The sequence below is a fragment of the Streptomyces vulcanius genome, assembly GCF_042653945.1.
Taxonomy (GTDB): Bacteria; Actinomycetota; Actinomycetes; order Streptomycetales; family Streptomycetaceae; genus Streptomyces; species Streptomyces mangrovi.
Genome location: NZ_JBHSFK010000029.1, coordinates 96068 through 114001, shown reverse-complemented (window position 1 = coordinate 114001; position 17934 = coordinate 96068). Strand labels below are relative to the sequence as shown.

The following is a 17934-nucleotide window of genomic DNA, read 5'->3' as shown; positions in this document are numbered from 1 at the left end:
CGCGGCACAGCCGGGACCGGCGTCGGATATCCGAGTTGCCCGTCGGCGGGCGGAGGTTGACCGTACGTCTGCAGGTACACCGGTTCTTCTGCGGCTCCACCGCCGGCGGACTGCCAGACAGCCGTCGGCTGCCCCGGCGACGAATCTTCTGGACCGCGTGCACCAACGCCACCGGGAGGTCGACGAATTGGCGGCCAGGGGGTTCCTCAGCGCCCTCGGCCGCCGCCTGCAACCGGACCGCGAAACAGTACGGCGCTACCGGCAGAAAGGCCTTGAGGACCTCCGCGTTTCAGCACGGGACCGCGGCCAGGGTGTCGGGTGTCCTCGATGCCGCGCCAGGGTCAGCCAGTGGTGCGATCCTTGGCAGCGAGCACGAGCTGAGTCTGGGTCGCCTGTCCCACGAGCCGGCCCTCGTCGTCGTGTAGGTCGGTCTGGACCACCACGAGGGTCCCGCCGACATGTAGCGGGCGAGCGGAGGCGCTGCGCCCGCGTCTCGCGGCCTGGCTGGAGCAGCCGGTCCTCATCGTTCCCGAACTGCGCGCGTTCGTCCGGGCGAGTACGCGGGCCTTCCGGATACGCCGACCCGCGCCGCTGCAGCTGACCGAGGACGAGCTGCGCACCATCCGCACCCCGCTCTATCTCGTCCTCGGCAAGCGAAGCCTGATCCTGCATCCGAAGCGGCAACTGGAGCGTGTGCCGCGACTGATCCCCTCAGCCCGCGCCGAGATCATCGCCGACACCGGCCACGGCCCCCCGATCGACCACCCCGAACTGCTCAACGCCCGGATGCTGGACTTCATGGACGGCATCGACTCCCGCGACCCCGTCGCGGTCCGGGGCGCCGGCGACGCCTGACGCCCGGGACGGCCGGTCCGGCACCCTCACCTGACGTCGACGAAGTCGCCGGCTGCCGTGGACGGGCCGGTGGTGGCGGTGCCGGTGAAGAGGAAGCGGAAGTAGCCGTCGGTCCGGGCCGTGGTGGTGGTCTTCAGCGTGCCGTGGCTGCCGCTGGTGATGGTCTTCAGGGTGGTGTAGGTGGTGCTGCCCTTCTTGCGGAACTGCAGCTGAACCGACCGGCCCTGGTAGCCGGTGTAGGTGCCGCTCTCCCAGTTGGCACGGGTCAGCTTGCCGGTGACCGTGACGGTCCTGCCCTTCTTCACCGGCTCGGGCGAGGCGTTGACCGTCACCTTGGCGTACCGCTTGAACTGTGCCGTCCCGGCGACGTCGATCTCCGTCCAGTCGTCGTTGGCGTCCTGCGCCCCGGCGAGCACCTTCCAGGTGCCGGCGAGGCCGTTGTGGTCGAAGTCCCGCGCGGCGTCCACGCCGAAGCTCACCTTGCAGGTGGAGGTGGTGTGGTCGGTGGGCGACACGGTGCACGTGCCCGCCGGCGGGTAGGACGGCAGGATGCCGTCGGCGTCGTCGGTGTTGGGGCCGTGCCACAGGTAGGCCCAGGACGCGGCGACGCCGTCCGGGTCCGTCGCCGTCCACGTGATGGTGACGGTCTTCCTGGTGGTCAGGCCGAGCACGATCTCCTTGCCTCCGTTGACCACGACGTTCGAGAACGTCGTGTCGCTGGACGCGGCCCGGCCCGCCGCTTGGGCGGCTGCCGGAATCGATGCGGTAAGGGCGGTCGCAAGGGACACGACGGCGACGGCAGGGCGGATGCGCATGGAATCCCCCTTCGGGATCATGGGCTCGCCGTCTCCTCACGGCGAAGCCTGATGGCTAGACCCGTGAGGGCCGGTCGCGGTTGCCCCCTTCCGCGGCCGGTCTTGAAGGCCAGTCACCCTGGTCCGCCGGATACCGGTTCGGGAGTGCGGTGGCCGGTGTTCCGGCCACCGCAGACACGATGTTCCGTTGCCTACGGCCCGGTCACCACGGGTAGGTGTCCCAGGCTGTGCAACTGGTGCCGGCGCCGTTCACCCCGGCGCAGGTTCGCGCGCGGACGATGTAGCCGCCGCCGGTCGGCGCCTCGCCGCCGCAGCCGGCGGCGCTGCCATTGGCGTCTCCGACGATGTCGGTGACACCGTTGCTGGTGGTGTACTGGGTACGCACTCCCCAGTTGTCGGCGAACATGTCGCACGCCCCCGCGAACGTACCCCCGGTGCTGATCACGCCGTAGCCCCGTCCGGGGATGTCGAGGTACGTGGTCGCCGAGGCGCTCCCGGACATCAGTGCCAGGGACGCGCACGCGGCGCCGGCGACCAACAGGCCGCGCTTGGCCGTGGGGTTCATTTTCACAGGTTCCTGCCTTCCCTCGTGGATCACGCCTTCTCGATGCGTCGATGGTGGTCCTCCGACCTGGTCACGACCTGGTCGAAACCTTGTCCGCCCCGCACGCGCCTGCTGTGATGGACCCGCGCCCAAGTGCGGGGACGGACCGACCAGACGGGTGGGCATGACGGATTTCCGACTGCTGGGCCCGCTGGAGCTGCGGGTGGCCGGCCGAGCTGTGGATCCCGGTCCGCCTCAGCGGCGGGCAGTGCTTGCCTTCCTGCTGGCGGATGCCGGACGACCAGTACCGGTCGACACGCTGATCGACCGGCTGTGGGGTGAGCACGCGCCCTCGGAGGCCCGCGCTTCGCTCTATTCGCACGTCGCCCGGATCCGTCGGCTCCTGGAGAACCCGGCTCCAGAGCACGCGGGCCCCAGCACGCCCCCACGTGTCCTGCGCCGCGCCGACGGATACCTGCTCGACGTCCCCCCGGACGAGGTGGACCTGCACCGGTTCCGGCATCAGGTCGAGCAGGCCCGCGGATACGCCCGCACACAGGGAGAACGCGCACTGGCGCTGCGTCAGGCATGTGCGTTGTGGCGGGGAGAGCCCCTGGCCGGGCTACCCGGACCCTGGGTTGCCCGGGCCCGGGAGAGCTGGAAGCAGGAGTACCTCGCCGCGCTGGTCGCCTGGGCCCACTGCGAGCTGGAAGCGGGCAACCACGCGGCGGTGGTGGGGCGGCTGGCCGACCTGGTCGCCGAGCACCCGTTGGTCGAGCCGCTCGCCACGGCGTTGATGAGGGCGCTGCACACCGGCGGACGCCGCCCGGAAGCCCTTGCCTGTTTCGCTGCCTTGCGGGAGCGGCTGGCCGAGGAACTCGGCACTGACCCGGGACCCGAGGTGCAGCGGCTGCACCAGGCGATCCTCCGCGGAGAAGACACCGCTCCCGGCCGGAGCGACCGCGATGAGGGCAGCGGAGCCACCCGCCCCCCAGCGGCGCCCCCCACCGTCGCGACACCTCCCGTGGTGCGCAGCCGTCTGGGCGGTCGGCTGGTGGGACGTGCCGACGAGATGGCGACGTTCGACCGCGCCCTCAAGGATCTGACCACCGGTGAGTCCGCCACCCAGGCACACGTGGTGGAGCTCGCCGGTGAACCGGGTATCGGCAAGACGCGCATGCTCGCCGAACTGGGCGAGCGGGCGAGGCAGCGTGGTCTGCTCGTGCTGGCCGGGCGCAGCGTCCAGTTCGACCAGGCTCCGTACGGTGCCTTCGTGGACGCGCTGGACGACCACCTCGCCTCCGCGGACCCGGGCGGCAACCCTGTGGACGCGTTGCCCAAGGCGGCCGTGCTCCAGCTCGGTGCCGTCTTTCCCGCACTGTGGGACGACCGCCTGGCGGCGGGACCGGTACGGGCTGAGCGGTACTGGCTCCACCGGGCGGTGCGGTCGTTGCTGGAAGCCATGGCCGGTGACGGCCAGGGGCTCGTGCTCAGCCTGGACGATCTGCACTGGGCGGACGACGCGACCACCGAGTTGATCGACCACCTGATACGGCATCCGCCGAAGGCACCGGTGCTGCTCGCGCTCGCCCACCGCCCTCGGCAGATTCCGCCTCGTCTGTCGGCAGCCCTGGCCCGGGCCGGGGCGGACAGCCGGATGTCGCGGCTGGGGTTGGGCCCCCTGTCGCCCACGGACGCGGTGGAACTGTTCGCGGGCGACATGGGCCCAGGGCGCTGGCGGCGGCTGTACGAGATCAGCGGCGGCAACCCGTTCTATCTGGAGGCACTGGCCCGGGTGCCCTCCGAGCAGCTCGCGACGGCCACTCCGTTGGATCCGGCAGCCGCCGTGAGAGACGTGCCCCGACCGGTGCGGGACTCGCTCCTGACGGAGTTACAGGGGCTGTCGGATCCGGCGCGGCTCACCGCGCGTGTGGCCGCGGTTCTCGGCGACTCCTTCGCCGCCACGATGGTCGCGGCCGTCGCCGGGTCCGATCAGGCGGGCACTCTGGCAGCCCTCGACGAACTCACCGCGCACGACGTGATGCGGCCCGTGGGAGCCCCGGGCCAGTTCAGGTTCCGCCATCCGCTCGTACGTGCCGCCGTGTACGAAGGAGCGGGCGCCGGCTGGCTGCTGAGCGCGCACGGCCGCGCCGCGGAGTGCCTGGCGGCGCGCGGGGCCTCCTCGGCCGCCCAGGCCTCGCACGTACAGCGGTCGGCGCATCCGGGCGACGCGAAAGCCGCGGATCTGCTGGCACGGGCTGCCCGCGACGTGCTGACCATCGCTCCGGCCACCGCCGCGCACTGGACAGGGGAAGCCCTCCGGCTGCTGGGTGAGGACGGCCGCCTGAGGCCGGAACTGTGGTTCCAGAGGGCAAGCGCGCTCGGCGCGGCCGGACGGCTGCGCGAGAGTCGTGACCTGCTGCGCGCCACGGCCTCGCTGCTGCCCTCCCGGGCGGGGGACATGCGGGTCCGAGTCGTCGTCGCCCAAGCCACGATGGAGTGGATGCTCGGGAAGTACCAGCAGGCAATGCGCTTGCTGCTCCGGGAGCTGGAGGACCGTGAGGGCCGGTCGGAGCACGACATCGCGGAGCTGGAGATGGCGCTCGCCGCCATCGCACAGCGCACGGACGAGTTCTCCACGGCGGTCCACTGGAGCGAACGGGCCCTTGTTTCGGCGGAGAGAGCGGAAGACCCCCCACGGCTCGCCCTGGCCCGAGGCTTGCTGGCGCTCGCGTACGCTTCGACCGGCGAACACGCCCGCTCCCGCTCCCACCTCACCCGACTGCTCGGGACGCTCGACGGGGCGCGGAGCGAGCAGCCGGAGTACATCGACGCCCTGTCCGTGATCGGCTGGACGGAACTGCTGGAGGGCCGATACGACTCGGCCCTGCACCATCTCGACCAGGGACTCGAGTTGTCCCACCGCACCGGCAACAGCCTGTTGCTCAGTGACCTGTTCGCCGCCTCCGCGCACACCCACCTGCTCCTGGGACGCTTGGACGACGCGAGCAGATGCGCCGAGGAGGCTCTGGAAGCCGCGTCGTTCGTCGGCAGCGAAGAGGCGTCCTCGTTCGCCTCCGCCGTGCTCGCCGCGACTCGTCTGTGGCAGGGGGACTACGCCACGGCCAACTCCATCCTGGAGAAGCTGGTGATCTCCCGGCACACGGCCGATGATTCCGAGCCTCCACAGGTCAGGTCGGTCGCGCTCGGGATTCTCGGGCAGGCCATGCTCTTCAACGGTGCCCCGGACGACTGCGTCCGCACGGTCCTCCGCGCGGGCGGCGGCCCTGACCTGCTCAGGTTCGAAGCTTCGACGCGCACTCTGTGGTTCGGGCTGCTCACCGGCGCGGAGCTGGCCAGGGGTGACCTCGCCGCCGCCGACTCATGGTCGGACCGGGCGGCGGCCGCGGCCGGTCCTGACGGACCACACCACCAGCGGGCCTTCGTCGCGCTCTCCCGCGCCGAACTCCACCTCGCCCGGCAGGACAACGCGCTGGGAGCGCGGTGTGCACAAGATGCCGCCGAGGTGTTCAGCGCCTGCCGTATGCCGCTCTACGAAGCGATCGCCCGCATCAAGGCCGGCGTCGCGCTGGCCGCTTCGCCTGAGCGCAGGATCGACGCCCTGGCCCAGCTCGAACAGGCGCGATCGCTGTCCGGGACACGGGGTGCCCACGGACTGTCCGCCTGGGCCGAAGCGGAGTACCGCCGCCTCACCGATTCACCCGAACCCTGACCACCTCGCCGGAGCCCGTCAGGCGCCTTCGGCGGTCGCGAGCCGTGCCAACCGGTTCCGCCACGGCGGATTGGGACCGGCGACCGAGCAGGTCAGCGCCGCGACCCGGGTGCCGAACTCGCAGGCTTCCGCGACATCGTCGAGACCGAGCTCGGTCAGCCGACCACCGAGGAGTCCGCGGTCGCCGAGGTGGTGCCCTGGCCGCCCTGCTGATCGTGGCCCTGCTCTTCGCGCTCTGGAACCACCCCACGGCCCTGACCATCCTGCTACTGGTCCTCCCCGCCCGGCCGGTGTGGACATGATGGGCGTACGCCCACCGTGCCGCGGAGTCCGAGGGCGGGGCGGCAGATATCCAGATCAGGCAGCCCCTCTCGTCGGTCAGGGCGAGAAAGTGCAGGCCGTGATGGTGGTGTTTACCGGAGTGGTTCCGCCGGTTGGCCTTTCCTGTGCGGCGCTGGGTGGGGATGAGGGTGCCGTCGATCAGGACCACCTCCCCGCCCTGCTTGGCGACCTTCTTCAGGGCGCGGTCCATGCGCGGCGCCTGGGCGGCAAGCAGGGTGATCAGCTCGTCACGCCAGCGGCGGACAGTGGACTCGGACACGTTGTTTCCGCCGGCCATGTCGGCCAAGCACTGGTCATGACGCAGGACAGCCACGACGATCACCGCGATCTTTCCTGGCGGCAGGATCCGCCACCTGGACCGTATTGCCTTCAGATGGCGCCGCAGCAGATCGGCGAGGTGGTTGACGGTGCGCGTGGACAGCGGCAGACGGCACTGGTGGACGAGCGGGCAGGTGTCCTCGGCGAGCCCTTTGGTTTTCGTCACACCATTCCAACGGCCGCCGGGGGCACCCCGGTTACGCCCGTGCCAAGCCGCTCCGAGTGGCGGTGCTCCTGGTCACAGGCGGGTGGTGAACCGGCCGTCGGGCAGTTTCCGCAGCCAGCCGCGATCGGCGAGTCTGACCAGCTTGCTGCGTAGCGGTTCCAGCTTGGCCCGAACGCTGACGTCCACCCCCACCACCTCGCCGACCTCGCGGGCCATGACCGGTCCAGCAGCCTGCCGCACGGCAGCGATGATGCGCTGGTCCCACGGGAGCGAGTCTTCCTCCACGCCCGGTTCGCGGTGCGGGATCAGCATCACTGTTCGTCCGGCCACCTGCCCGGGCACTGGCCCGGCCATGGCGCGTTCCTCGGCGAGCTGCCCAGTCATCCGTTCAAGGACACGTTCGGCGACGCGGAGTTCGTCCCGCTCAGCCCGCACTTCCGCAAGCTGATTGGCCAGCTGTTCTTCGAGTTCGTCCGGCTCCGCGCGACGCACGGTGATCCGTTCCGGCAGCTCGGGATCCAGCAGGGACCGGATCGTAGAAGGCCGCCCGTTCACGGTGAGCGGGAACCGACAAGTTGGCCCCTGGAGAGGGAGATGGCAGTCCTCGACCTGACAAGGATGCACCCAGCGTCGCCTGACTCAAAGCAGGCGCTGGTAGCGGAGCTCCGTGAGCGTGATCCCGTCGTAGACGTCGTCCTGAGCCGCACCGTCAGCCTGGTAGCCGGCTCGTCCGTAGAAGCGCTGGGCTCGTTGGTTGTCACGCAGAACCCACAAAGCTGACGCCTCGAAGCCCTGGCCCTTCATTTGAGCATGAGCCTCACCGAGGAGGATCCGGCCGATGCCCTGGCCGATCAGATCCGGCGAGATGTACAGGGCGTACACCTCACTGACCCGTCCCACACCGGGCATCTCACTTCGACACGGCCCGAAGCAGATCCACCCCACCGGGCCACGGTCACCGAGCGCCACAAGGTCTCGTGACTTTCGTCCGGGTTGAGAAAACCACTGCCGCCGTTGACCAGCATCACCTTCCACCGTCATGGCATCCAAATACGTCTGGGGAACGACGCCGGCGTACGCCGCCTGCCATCCTCGGACTCGGATCGCCGAAACGGCCTCGATGTCGGCCGCATCCATCTCCCGCACGTGCACCATCGCGCCACCGTAATGGCACAGGTACCTCGGGACGAACTGCTTTACCCCGCTGTTGGTGTCTCCCCTAACGAGAGCGGCTCCTGACGAACGATCTTCTCCGCGGACTCCCGCCCACGACCAGCGTGAGCACTCCGAGAACCGGTCGCACCAGCCCTTTGATCTGCGACTTCAAGTTGACAGAGGCTCAGTGCCCCTCCCGGCAGTCGGCCCCGCGCGGCAAGGCTTCAGCGTACTGGCCGGAGCCGAGTCCGCTGCTTCTTCTGATGCGCTTCACTCTGCAGGGGAAGGCTCCTGACGGACCCGCTGCCAGCATCGCCATCACAGCGAACAACCACCGCTCGCTGGGAAGGACTCACTGTGACGGAGGCCGTGGTGATCGGTTTCTCGATCATCGGAGGCATAGGCAGTTACCGCCGGTCGGAGGTTCGATTCTTTTGGCGGGCGGCAATCGAGCCGGGCTCGTTCCGCATATGCGGGGGCACCAGAAATTTAGGGACGTTGAACAAAGCGATGGAGAGATAGACGACGCCACACAGCAATATCCCGGCGAGCGACGCTCTGAGGATGTCGAGCATCACCCCTTGGGCTGGGCCCTGGTGGCTCTGGCGCCAGATCCCGTCCGCCAGCACCAGGAGGCCACCGAACGCGAGACCGGCGGCTGTGGCCACGGACGCACGCACCATCCCACGGCGGAACTCCTCGCTCAAGGGATAGATCCTCATCGCCCCCCCATGGAGGGTGACCCTGCCGGGATCCTTCCAGAGGCGGATGGTCAGGTAGGCCTTGACCCCGGCACCGCAGATCGCCAGCAACCCGACTGCCACAGCAGAGTTCATCGCATGTCCGTTCCGAATCGTTCGCTCACCAGAGATCCGAGATGGCGTTGTTCGCAAAACTGGACAGTGCCACGCCGGCGAGAGCTCCCACGACACCACCGACAACGGTACCGGCGCCAGGAACCACCGAGCCGATCGATGCTCCTTCGACGAGGTCGAACAAGGCTGCCCCCACAAGTCCTTCTACAACCAGACGGGTTCGCTCGCGGACAGCGGGTACTTGGGGTTCGGCTACAACGGCCGGCAGGAGGGCTCCTGCTACACCGGCCGGGAGCACGCGATCTACCAGTGGAAACTGTCGTCCACGCTCTGGGGCGCCCACATCAACACCGCCACCGTCAACGCCACCGAGATCTACTCCGCCGCCTGCTCCAGCTCCTACACCGTCAACCTGCACTGGTCCGGCGGCATAGGATCCGGCACCGACTGGAGCAACCGGCCCGGCTACAACAGCTACTCCACCTCCGCCAGCTACGCCCGCGCCTACAACGGGGTCTACTGTCCGTCCAACGGCTCGGTGACGCACGGCCTGAACGTGTACACCCCGATCTCCCGTAACGCAGCCGGACACGCCTCCACTCTCAGCGCCACGCTCAGCGAGGACTCCGCCGAATCCAGCCACGACGATGGCGGATTCTCCCGGTTCTCGCACAACCCGAGCCTGGAGATCTTCTACAACCTCATTCCCTCCAACCCCTCCAAATCGACCATGTCCGCGGTCTCCAGTACGGACGACGCGGCCTGCGACACCACCTCCCCGTATCCGTACATGGGCAAGACCATCGCCACCACCCCACCGGTGCTGAAGGCCAAGGTCTCCGACCCGGACGGTGACAAACTGCAGGCCGCGTTCCGGTACTGGATCAACGGCTCCTCCACCAAGTACACCGGGCTCAGCGGCGACAACCTGAGCAGCGGCTCCTACGCCGGCTACAGCCTGCCGTCCAGCTTCATCATAATTCGGCCAACAGTCCGATGTGGTGACCGCAGCGGAGCCGAACGTCGGTGTGGTCCAGTTCGGCCGCGACCCGTTCTTGGTCCACGGCGTCGCGGAGGGCGTGGATCCACGGGGTGTCCAGACCCGCGAACGCATCTCCCCGCCAGAGGCCGAGTGCCTGCCCGAACAGGGCCGCCGCCTGCTCGTCCTGCTCGTTGAGCGCGGCTGCGCGGGCCTGAGCGACACCGTCACCGAAACGGTGCAGATCCACTGCCGTCGCCTCGACGTCGAGGACATAACCACCGGATCGCCGGACGATATCCGCCCCCTCGGCGATGGCCAAAGCCTGCCGCAGACGGGAGAGGTAGCCGTAGAGCGTGTTCCGGGCCCGCTGCGGAGGACGGTCGGCCCAGACGCGCTCGACGAGCTGGTCCACCGAGACCACCCGGTTCGCGTCCACGAGCAGCACCGCCAGCACACACCGCTGCCGGGCATGACCCAGATCGACGATCCGGCCGTCCACACGCGCCTCGACGCTGCCGAGCACATCGAACTCAACCGCCACCGCACCCCCCGAGACTCAAGTCCCCACCCTGACACAGCACCTTCGACCAGCCAATTCAACGTTCACCCAAGGTTCGCCGACGGTCGGCCGAGCACCTTGGTCCAGGACAGGGAACAGCACGACACACAACAGGAGGTACCTCATGAAGAGGCAAATCGCCCTCTCGCTCGGTGCTGCCGCACTGCTCATCGCGGCCACCGCATCCCCGGCCAGCGCGGGAACCGCCCATAACAGCGGGTCTGGCACGATCTGGACCGGCTCCGACGGCACCGTACTGTGTTACACATCGATAGAGAATCGCGACTACGACAATCACCATTCAGACGTCAAGGGCCGTTTCGAGTCGCATGTCGGCTTTGGATGCCAGGGTTGGCTGGAGCGCAAGAGCGACGAATACAACTGGACGAGAGTTTCGAACAACTATTTCATCTCGGACGGTCAGCACGCCTCAACCGCATGGCACTGGAATGGCGGCAGCGCACAATCTCGGGTCTGCATAGTCCTGACCGCCAATGGCGAGAAGGTATGCTCAACAGGCCTTTGACATAGGCGATATCCCGCACGAATTCGGCACGGCGGGCTGCCGGCCCGTTCTCCTGACCATCCGTCATGGCGACTCAACCCCTGCGCGACGTAACGGCCCAGCCTTTTCCGCGAGGTGCTTCGTTGGCAGATCCCAGGGGACCGGTACTGGTCATCGGTGCCACCGGCCAGCAGGGCGGCGCGGCCGTACGGCAACTGCGCGGGGGTGGCTGGCCGGTCAGGGCCCTGGTGCGCGACCCCGATTCACCCCGCGCCAGGGCACTGCGTGCAGCAGGAGCCGGCCTTGTCGTCGGCGACCTGGATGATCCGACGTCGCTCCGGAACGCGATGAGGGGCGCGCATGGTGTATTCCTTGTGCTGACCATGATGGTCGGCCCCCGGATCAGTCCCGAAGGCGTGGTGGCCGAGGAGCGGCGGGGAAAGGCCGTGGCGGACCTTGCCGCGGAGTTGGGTGTCGAGCACCTGGTCTACAGCTCGCTCAACGGCGCGGACGCTCACTCCGGAATCCCCTACTACGAAAGCAAGCAGCGGATCGAAGGAAACCTTCGCTCGCCGGCGCTCCCGGCGACCTGCGTCCCGTTTCCTTCATGGACAACTTCGCCACCTACAACCGGCCGGTCCTGGACAACGAGGAACTGGTCCTCGGCCTCGCTGTACAACCGCAGATTCCGATGCCGCTGATCGCGGTACGGGACATCGGCGCGTTCGCCGCGCTCACGTTCGACCGGCCACCTCCCCAACCGCGGGCTGAGAGAACAAAAGCGGCATCGGATCAGGGAACGTACGTCAGCGCAGGTGAACCGGTCGGGGGGCAGCGGGCTTCCCATGACCGGCGCAGGTCCCTGCAAGGGCCGGGCATGCCGGAACCGGGCGGCAATCAGAATCCAGGTCCAGCGGTCCGCCGATGCACTACGGCCCAGGCGGGGCGTCGGACCGGCCCCAGGAGATCAGGCTCGTACGTCCCGCTGCTGAAGTTCCTTGAGCACTCCGGCCACCGTCGCGAAGTCGTTGTCCACATGGAGGACGGTGTGCCCGTGGTGAACCGCGGTCGCACACACCAACAGGTCGATAGCTCCGGCCGCACGATGCTGACCCTGCTGGGTCAGTTTGTACTGGGCGGTGTCGACCCACCGCCAGGCATTCTTCGGAACGGGAGAGAGGTGGCAGAGTGCGTCCAGCTCCTCCACGAGCTCGTCCCGGTGGGACGGGCTGGTTGCCGAGTAGAGAAATTCGGCGCGTGTCGGCTCGCAGAGGTGGAACACCCCGGCGGCGATATGCCCCTCCCAGGGCGGCAACGCTCCGGGGGTGCGGAAAAGGTGCCACAGGGCGGACGTGTCGAGCAGGTATGTGATCACTCGAAGGCCTCGCGCCGGGCACGCTTGCCTGCGTCATGCGCCGCCGCGGCCTGCTCGAACTCGCCACGCGCACCGCGCGCGGCCAGCTTCTCGGCGGCATCGAGGCGCTTGATCCGTGCCACATAGTCCCGCAGGGCCGCGTTGACCGTTTCCTTCTTCGTCGTGACACCCATCAGCCGCATGGCCTCGGCGAGCGCTTCGTCATCGAGATCAATCTGCGTGACGGACATCGAGCACCTCCAGCATCCGTGATGTATGCCATCAGGATACATCGCCAACATTGCAGCGCGCCACGACGGAGAACCACCTGCCCGAAGCGCCGCTGGGCTGTCAGGGCTGCGGAGACGAGCCTCACACGCAAAGACAAGATGGGGTGGAGCACCATCCCTGACGTCAGGACGCGAGCTTGCCCACCGGACTGCGCATCGACCTGGGTCGCAGCCTTCGATCGGGTCAGCCGAGGACGTAGCTCTCGTCGCCGAAGTCGGCGACGCTCTTCAGCTTGCCGCCGAGCGCCTTGACATAGGCAGCGAGGGTGTCGACCTCGCTGCGCTCCAGTTGGCCCTTCTCGATGCGGGAGACGCGAGCCTGGGTGACACCCATGGCTTCGGCGACCTGGACCTGCGTGGTGTGCTGCCGCTTCCGTAACTCGGCGAGGCGGTGCACACGGGAGGCCGGGACCATCGCCTGCGCCCCCTTCTGGATCTGGTCCTTTTCGGCATCGGTGAAGGCGAAATCCTCGGCCAGGTCTCCCCGGGAGACGGCCTGCGGGTCCTTGAGGTGATCAGTCATCGTGCCCCGTCCTCTCCATCGATTCGCTTCAGATGCTCCGCGTATGCCTGCTCGGCCTGGGGCACCGCGACGCGGTACCAGCCGGACCAGTTGCCCGCCTTGTCACCGCCGACCAGGATCACGGCCTGGCGGTCCGGGTCGAACACGAACAGCAACCGCACTTCCGTCGCCCCTGCCGAACCGGGGCGGAGTTCCTTGAGGTTCGACAGATGGAGGTGGGCAATCTGCCGCTGGCGGGTGATCATCCCGCACTCCCAGGGTTCCCCAGACGCATCAGAGTGTCTCGCCAACGGCGTCTGGCGTGGGGCCTCGGCACCGGGATCGGATGCTCATGGCATGGCACACACCTCCAGTCCAGGGCCCACTCGGGGCCTGGAGGTGGTCAGCTTTTCGCGTTCATGGGTGTCGGCTTCGTTGTCGACTTCGTTGTCGCCTGGCCGGCGTGCGTGCGGTGCTCACGGATCTCGTCGTGATGGGTCGAGACCCAGTCGATCAGGGCACCGACGATGTCGAGGAGGCTGATCCCGAGGGGGGTGAGGGCGTACTCGACGCGTGGGGGGACTTCGGCGTATGCGGTTCGGGTGACGAGGCCGTCCTGGACGAGCTGCCGCAGCGTGAGGGTAAGCATGCGCTGGGAGATCCCCGGCACGGTGTGGTGCAGATCGGAGTAGCGACGCACGCCCTGTTGCAGAGTGGCGATCACGAGCAGTGTCCACTTGTCGCCGACACGCTCGAGGATCTCGCGGACGAAGTCTGACTGCCCTTCCGGGATACGGGCGCACGGCCCTGTCGGCATCGTGTCGGCGGTTACACCGGCGGTGTCCATGACGCACATACTCCTTCGGTACAGACATGAATGTGCCTTTTGTAGAGGTCTCCATACTGCCGCATGATGGCGCTGCGCACAAAAGATAAGTTTCGGTTTTGGAGGCACCTTCATGTCCTATCTGCTGCACATCGATTCCTCCTCCCTGGGCGCCGACTCGGTGTCCCGGCAGGTCGCCCAGTCTTTTCGGGATTCCTGGCAGGGGCCGGTCGTGCACCGTGACCTCGGAGCCGCGCCGGTGCCTCACCTCAGTGCCGTCGGCATCGCCGCGCGCAGCGCGGACCAGGCCGCTCGCACCCCGGAGCAGGCCGCGGCCGCGGCGATCCAGGAAGAGCTGATCGAGGAGTTCCTCGGCGCGAGCGCCTACCTGTTCACGGTGCCGATGTACAACTACTCGATGCCCTCGGTGTTCAAGGCATGGCTGGACCAGGTCATGACCGTGGGTGCCACGGTGGCGCTTCCCGACGGGCCGTCGGCCGCGGGCCGTCCTGCCCTGGTCGTATCGGCCCGTGGCGGCGGCTACGGCCCCGGCACCCCCAACCACGGCATGGACCATGTGGTCCCCACCCTGGAAACCGTCCTGGGACACCAGCAGGCGCTCGGCCTCGACGTGAGCGTCCTGACCCCCGAGCTCACCCTCGCCCCGGTCGTCCCCTACATGTCCGAACTCATACCGCTGCACGAGGCGTCCCTGGCGGACTCCCATGAGCAGGCCCGCAAGCTCGCCGAAGCCTTCCAGGCCGCCCTGTAGGCCCTGTAGGCCCTGAAAGGGTCGCTCTCGGCTGCACACACGCCCGGCGCGGGACGGCCTTCCGGATTGACCCGAGGCTGTCCGGCGCCGAGACCCGCCGTCATCCGCGGTGCCTGGCTCCCGACCCGAACCGGCCCGCAGTCCCGCCTGCGGTGACGGGACGAAACCCGCGCTCGCGGGCAGATCGTGCACAGGAATGAGGCTTCCATGACCACGTCCACCGCGCCGGAATCACCGACACCGGACACCGGCTCTCCTCTGGTCATCGAGTTGTGGACCGATCTGGGCTGCCCCTGGTGCTACATCGGCAAGCACCGGCTTGAGCAGGCCGTCACCACAGCTGCAGTCGGGCAGGTACAGGTGGTCCTTCGTTCCTTCCAACTGGATCAGGACATGGCCTCAACACCGGTATCGGTGCCGGAAGTGTTCGTCGCCAAGCACGGAGGCACGACCGAGCACGCCCGCCGGATGGAAGCGCAGATGGCCGCCTTGGCCCGCGCCGACGGCCTGCCGTACAACGTGGACCGCCCGGCCGCGAACACCTTCGACGTCCACCGGGTTCTGCATCTCGCCCGCGCTCACGGCGTGGCCACGCCGATGTTCTCGACGTTGCAGCGCGGCTACTTCGCCGGCGAGCTCAACCCGTTCGACGACGACATACTGGTCCAGGTCGCCGCCGACGTCGGAGTTCCGGCCGAGGAGACCCGCGCGCTGCTGTCGAGGGACACCTACGCACAGGCCGTCCGCGACGAACGGGCGGCAGGCCAGGCGCTCGGCATCACGGGTGTGCCGTTCGCCGTCTTCAACGGCACTCACGCCGTTGCCGGCGCCACCCATGTCCAGGGTTACGCAACCGCCATCGCGCAGGCATGGGGAGCGTCCGCATGACCGCACCCACCACGCGTCACACCGAGGCGGCCGACTGCAACACCCTCGTCGCGGCCGGCGACGGCGACTCCCACGGCACGCCTCCACCCGCGCTCACGCTCATCAGCACTCCGAAAGGCGCCTTCTGCGACGCCCAAGGCCACTGCTCGGATGGAGTTACGGACATGAACCCTGCCCCATGGCCCGGTCCCGTAGAGGTGAACCCATGCGCATAACCGTCTTCGGCGGTACCGGCCCCACCGGCCTGCTCCTGATCAACCAGGCCCTGGCCGAGGGCCACGAGGTCGTCGCCTACGCCCGTACGCCCGCGAAACTGCCCTCCCACCAGCGGCTCACGGCGATCCAGGGACAACTCGACGACGCATCGGCCATCGGCGAGGCGGTGCGCGGCAGCGACGCCGTGCTCAGCGTCCTGGGCCCGGGCACCAACAAGGCGGAGATTCCCCCGCTGGTCTCCGGCTATCACAGCATCATCGCGGCGATGCGGGAACACGGGGTCGACCGCCTCGTCGCGCTGGGCACCCCGAGCATCACCGACCCGGCCGACCGCAGGGAGCTCAAGGTCGGGCTCATGGTCACCGGCATCCGGAAGTTCCAGCCCGTGGCCTACGACGCCATCGTCCGCATCGGTCAGACCGTCCGCGACTCCGGGCTGAACTGGACCATCGTCCGCGTCCCGCTGCTGACCAACGGCCCGAAAACCGCCGCGATCAACGTCCGCGCGGTCGGCGACAAGGGCGGTGTCCGCCTCTCGCGGACCAACGCGGCCGCGTTCCTCCTCCAGCAGGCCGCCGACTCCACGCATATCGGCGCAGCACCGTTCATCACCGACAAATAAAGGAAGGGTGCAGGGCCCATGCCAAGCTGATCGAGGCAGTGCCCAAGCGTCCGCGACAAGGGTGACGGCCCGTGGGTGTTGGCCGCCCCGGTCGAGTCACTCACTTACGCGGCCGTCGGAGGGGGCGCTTCGTTCGACGCCATGGCCGACTGGAGAGTCGCGAAGGCGACGTCCAGGTGGTCGGAGAGCGGACCGCGGTGCGCGTCATGGCCCCAGTTCTCGATGGCGAGGCGCAGTACACCGATGCCGACGACGGCGACGAGGCGGAGTTCGGACTGGCATGTGGGGTCGGGCCAGCGTTCGGCCAGAGCGGCGTACAGGGAGCGTTCCTGACGCTCGTAGTTGGCCTGCTTGCGTGCCCGCAGGGCGTCGGTCGAGCGCATCAGCCGGTCGATGGCCAGGGCCTCTTCCGTCTGGTATCGGGCGGTCAGCGCGTGCATCGCCTGCTGGACGGCCGCCAGGGGGGCGGCTTCGGGTGGCTGTTCGGCGACGACGGACCGTACGAGCTCCTCCAACTCGCCCACCCAAGCCGTGAGGATGGCGTCCTTGGAGTCGAAATAGTGGAACAGGGTGCGGCGGGACACGTCGGCCCCCGCCGCGATCGGCACCCCCACCCGCTTCCTCGGGCGCTTCTCCACGGATGTCTTCGGCACCCTCTTCCGTGCCCGCCTCAGCGCCTCCGGCGTCGACCTGACCGGCAGCGTGACCGCCCCCGAGCCCAGCACCCTCGCCGTCGCCGACCTCGACGAGACCGGCCAGGCGACCTACACCTTCTACGCCGACAGCGCGGCCGACTGGCAGTGGACCGACGAGGAACTCACCACCACCGGGTGGGACAGCGCGGCCTGCCTGCACACCGGCTCCCTGGCACTCATACGCCAACCCGGCGGCACCCGCATCGAGGACCACCTCGCCAAGGCCCGCGAACACGTCACCGTGTCCATCGACCCCAACGTCCGCCCCCTGCTCGTACCGGCCGCCGCCTACCGCGAACGGCTCCCCCACTGGTGCGCCCTCGCCGACATCCTCCGCCTCAGCGAAGACGACCTCGCCCAGCTCCTCCCCGGCGTCAGCCCCGAGAAGGCGTGCGACACCTGGCGCGCCGCCGGCGCGCGCCTGGTCGTGATCACTCTCGGCGGGCGCGGTGCCCTCGCCTCCCTCGACGGCCACCGCGTCACCGTCCCGACCCCGGCCGTGGACGTCGTCGACACAGTGGGGGCCGGGGACTCCTTCACCGCGGGCCTGCTGCACCGCCTCGCCGCACTGGGACACCTGGGCGGCCGACTCGATGCACTGAGCCCCGAGGACGTCACCGACGCCTGTACCTCGGCGCGGGCGTCGCTGCCCTGACCTGCTCAGTCCCGGGCGCGAACCCGCCCTGGGCAGAAACCTCCGCGATCTCCGTTCCCGCGACATCCGGACGCCGTCCGCTCCGTCGGCAGTAGTCCAGTGATCGAAGCGCAGCGTTGCGACTGGATGCCGGGGCGCTCCGCCAGCTGCGATATGCGGTAGGTCGTCGCACCACGGACGGTAAGGCCTCGCCACAACTCGAAGGTCAAGCCCCATCGCCAAACCACCCGAACCCCCGCCTGGACGGACAGCCAAGAACCGTCCGTATGCAGGTTCACTCGCCGGAACCTCCAGGATCGCGGGGACCCGCGCGCTTCCCCCTTGG

At 68.6% G+C, this 17934-nt stretch carries 18 protein-coding genes and 4 pseudogenes; 8 read left to right on the top strand and 14 right to left on the bottom strand.

Annotated elements, in window-relative coordinates:
- Window positions 1-474: 474 nt before the first annotated feature.
- Window positions 475-855 (top strand): annotated as a pseudogene (locus ACFPIH_RS36315) (alpha/beta fold hydrolase); the annotation flags it as partial.
- A 26-nt stretch (window positions 856-881) separates the two neighbouring features.
- Here ACFPIH_RS36315 and ACFPIH_RS36310 read toward each other — a convergent pair.
- Window positions 882-1670, bottom strand: coding sequence for a hypothetical protein (locus tag ACFPIH_RS36310; protein ID WP_381181042.1), 789 nt, complete (start codon window positions 1668-1670; stop codon window positions 882-884).
- 202 nt (window positions 1671-1872) lie between these two features.
- Window positions 1873-2235, bottom strand: a complete 363-nt coding sequence (locus tag ACFPIH_RS36305; protein ID WP_381181044.1) for a hypothetical protein — start codon at window positions 2233-2235, stop codon at window positions 1873-1875.
- Window positions 2236-2398: 163 nt separating this feature from the next.
- Between ACFPIH_RS36305 and ACFPIH_RS36300 the strand changes: the two genes are divergently transcribed.
- A complete protein-coding gene (locus tag ACFPIH_RS36300; protein WP_381181046.1) occupies window positions 2399-5947 on the top strand; it encodes a BTAD domain-containing putative transcriptional regulator in 3549 nt (1182 codons plus the stop codon).
- A gap of 18 nt (window positions 5948-5965) precedes the next feature.
- On the opposite strand, the pseudogene ACFPIH_RS36295 reads toward ACFPIH_RS36300, so the two are convergent.
- From ACFPIH_RS36295 to ACFPIH_RS36270, 6 genes and pseudogenes are all read right to left on the bottom strand, one after another.
- A pseudogene (locus ACFPIH_RS36295) lies at window positions 5966-6142 on the bottom strand (carbohydrate kinase family protein); the annotation flags it as partial.
- Window positions 6143-6215: 73 nt separating this feature from the next.
- Window positions 6216-6479: pseudogene (locus ACFPIH_RS36290) on the bottom strand (transposase family protein); the annotation flags it as partial.
- Window positions 6480-6845: 366 nt separating this feature from the next.
- A complete protein-coding gene (locus ACFPIH_RS36285; RefSeq protein WP_385878433.1) occupies window positions 6846-7157 on the bottom strand; it encodes a hypothetical protein in 312 nt (103 codons plus the stop codon).
- A 255-nt stretch (window positions 7158-7412) separates the two neighbouring features.
- Window positions 7413-7928, bottom strand: a complete 516-nt coding sequence (locus ACFPIH_RS36280; protein WP_381181050.1) for a GNAT family N-acetyltransferase — start codon at window positions 7926-7928, stop codon at window positions 7413-7415.
- 407 nt (window positions 7929-8335) lie between these two features.
- Window positions 8336-8764, bottom strand: coding sequence for a hypothetical protein (locus ACFPIH_RS36275; protein WP_381181052.1), 429 nt, complete (start codon window positions 8762-8764; stop codon window positions 8336-8338).
- Between the two features lie 953 nt (window positions 8765-9717).
- Window positions 9718-10266: an AfsR/SARP family transcriptional regulator gene (locus tag ACFPIH_RS36270; RefSeq protein WP_381181054.1), complete on the bottom strand. Its 549-nt coding sequence runs from the start codon at window positions 10264-10266 to the stop codon at window positions 9718-9720.
- Window positions 10267-10408: 142 nt separating this feature from the next.
- Between ACFPIH_RS36270 and ACFPIH_RS36265 the strand changes: the two genes are divergently transcribed.
- Both ACFPIH_RS36265 and ACFPIH_RS36260 read left to right on the top strand, forming a co-directional pair.
- Window positions 10409-10810: a hypothetical protein gene (locus tag ACFPIH_RS36265; RefSeq protein WP_381181056.1), complete on the top strand. Its 402-nt coding sequence runs from the start codon at window positions 10409-10411 to the stop codon at window positions 10808-10810.
- A 122-nt stretch (window positions 10811-10932) separates the two neighbouring features.
- Window positions 10933-11490, top strand: coding sequence for an NmrA family NAD(P)-binding protein (locus tag ACFPIH_RS36260; protein ID WP_381181058.1), 558 nt, complete (start codon window positions 10933-10935; stop codon window positions 11488-11490).
- A 266-nt stretch (window positions 11491-11756) separates the two neighbouring features.
- Here ACFPIH_RS36260 and ACFPIH_RS36255 read toward each other — a convergent pair whose 3' ends face one another.
- From ACFPIH_RS36255 to ACFPIH_RS36235, 5 genes are all read right to left on the bottom strand, one after another.
- Entirely contained in the window at window positions 11757-12164 is a 408-nt protein-coding gene (locus ACFPIH_RS36255; RefSeq protein ID WP_381181060.1) for a PIN domain nuclease, read from the bottom strand.
- Window positions 12161-12394, bottom strand: coding sequence for a type II toxin-antitoxin system VapB family antitoxin (locus ACFPIH_RS36250; RefSeq protein WP_030606313.1), 234 nt, complete (start codon window positions 12392-12394; stop codon window positions 12161-12163). The genes ACFPIH_RS36255 and ACFPIH_RS36250 overlap by 4 nt, the downstream gene beginning before the upstream one ends.
- Before the next feature lie 223 nt (window positions 12395-12617).
- Window positions 12618-12956, bottom strand: a complete 339-nt coding sequence (locus ACFPIH_RS36245; RefSeq protein WP_381181063.1) for a helix-turn-helix domain-containing protein — start codon at window positions 12954-12956, stop codon at window positions 12618-12620.
- Window positions 12953-13201, bottom strand: coding sequence for a type II toxin-antitoxin system RelE/ParE family toxin (locus tag ACFPIH_RS36240; RefSeq protein WP_381181065.1), 249 nt, complete (start codon window positions 13199-13201; stop codon window positions 12953-12955). Before ACFPIH_RS36240 ends, ACFPIH_RS36245 begins: the two co-directional genes overlap by 4 nt.
- Before the next feature lie 137 nt (window positions 13202-13338).
- Window positions 13339-13782, bottom strand: coding sequence for a winged helix-turn-helix transcriptional regulator (locus ACFPIH_RS36235; RefSeq protein WP_381181066.1), 444 nt, complete (start codon window positions 13780-13782; stop codon window positions 13339-13341).
- A 112-nt stretch (window positions 13783-13894) separates the two neighbouring features.
- Between ACFPIH_RS36235 and ACFPIH_RS36230 the strand changes: the two genes are divergently transcribed.
- The 3 genes from ACFPIH_RS36230 (at window position 13895) to ACFPIH_RS36220 (ending at window position 16259) form a co-directional block, all read left to right on the top strand.
- On the top strand, window positions 13895-14533 hold the full coding sequence (locus ACFPIH_RS36230) for an FMN-dependent NADH-azoreductase (RefSeq protein ID WP_381181067.1): 639 nt from the start codon (window positions 13895-13897) through the stop codon (window positions 14531-14533).
- A gap of 207 nt (window positions 14534-14740) precedes the next feature.
- Complete coding sequence (locus ACFPIH_RS36225) at window positions 14741-15421, top strand: DsbA family oxidoreductase (protein WP_381181069.1); 681 nt, start codon at window positions 14741-14743, stop codon at window positions 15419-15421.
- Between the two features lie 205 nt (window positions 15422-15626).
- Window positions 15627-16259 carry an NAD(P)-dependent oxidoreductase gene (locus ACFPIH_RS36220; protein ID WP_381181071.1) on the top strand — a complete coding sequence of 211 codons (633 nt, stop codon included), beginning with the start codon at window positions 15627-15629 and terminating at the stop codon, window positions 16257-16259.
- A 104-nt stretch (window positions 16260-16363) separates the two neighbouring features.
- Here ACFPIH_RS36220 and ACFPIH_RS36215 read toward each other — a convergent pair whose 3' ends face one another.
- Complete coding sequence (locus tag ACFPIH_RS36215) at window positions 16364-16843, bottom strand: TetR/AcrR family transcriptional regulator (protein ID WP_381181073.1); 480 nt, start codon at window positions 16841-16843, stop codon at window positions 16364-16366.
- Between the two features lie 4 nt (window positions 16844-16847).
- On the opposite strand from ACFPIH_RS36215, the pseudogene ACFPIH_RS36210 reads away from it, so the two are divergent.
- A pseudogene (locus ACFPIH_RS36210) lies at window positions 16848-17704 on the top strand (carbohydrate kinase family protein); the annotation flags it as partial.
- Window positions 17705-17934 lie beyond the last annotated feature (230 nt).

Excerpts from the sequence above, each read along its gene's own strand:
- ACFPIH_RS36310 (WP_381181042.1), bottom strand. The coding sequence starts at position 1,670 with ATGCGCATCCGCCCTGCCGTCGCCGTCGTGTCCCTTGCGACCGCCCTT.
- ACFPIH_RS36305 (WP_381181044.1), bottom strand. The coding sequence starts at position 2,235 with ATGAACCCCACGGCCAAGCGCGGCCTGTTGGTCGCCGGCGCCGCGTGC.
- ACFPIH_RS36300 (WP_381181046.1), top strand. The coding sequence starts at position 2,399 with ATGACGGATTTCCGACTGCTGGGCCCGCTGGAGCTGCGGGTGGCCGGC.
- ACFPIH_RS36285 (WP_385878433.1), bottom strand. The coding sequence starts at position 7,157 with ATGACTGGGCAGCTCGCCGAGGAACGCGCCATGGCCGGGCCAGTGCCC.
- ACFPIH_RS36280 (WP_381181050.1), bottom strand. The coding sequence starts at position 7,928 with ATGGTGCACGTGCGGGAGATGGATGCGGCCGACATCGAGGCCGTTTCG.
- ACFPIH_RS36275 (WP_381181052.1), bottom strand. The coding sequence starts at position 8,764 with ATGAACTCTGCTGTGGCAGTCGGGTTGCTGGCGATCTGCGGTGCCGGG.
- ACFPIH_RS36265 (WP_381181056.1), top strand. The coding sequence starts at position 10,409 with ATGAAGAGGCAAATCGCCCTCTCGCTCGGTGCTGCCGCACTGCTCATC.
- ACFPIH_RS36250 (WP_030606313.1), bottom strand. The coding sequence starts at position 12,394 with ATGTCCGTCACGCAGATTGATCTCGATGACGAAGCGCTCGCCGAGGCC.
- ACFPIH_RS36245 (WP_381181063.1), bottom strand. The coding sequence starts at position 12,956 with ATGACTGATCACCTCAAGGACCCGCAGGCCGTCTCCCGGGGAGACCTG.
- ACFPIH_RS36240 (WP_381181065.1), bottom strand. The coding sequence starts at position 13,201 with ATGATCACCCGCCAGCGGCAGATTGCCCACCTCCATCTGTCGAACCTC.
- ACFPIH_RS36235 (WP_381181066.1), bottom strand. The coding sequence starts at position 13,782 with ATGGACACCGCCGGTGTAACCGCCGACACGATGCCGACAGGGCCGTGC.
- ACFPIH_RS36230 (WP_381181067.1), top strand. The coding sequence starts at position 13,895 with ATGTCCTATCTGCTGCACATCGATTCCTCCTCCCTGGGCGCCGACTCG.
- ACFPIH_RS36225 (WP_381181069.1), top strand. The coding sequence starts at position 14,741 with ATGACCACGTCCACCGCGCCGGAATCACCGACACCGGACACCGGCTCT.
- ACFPIH_RS36220 (WP_381181071.1), top strand. The coding sequence starts at position 15,627 with ATGCGCATAACCGTCTTCGGCGGTACCGGCCCCACCGGCCTGCTCCTG.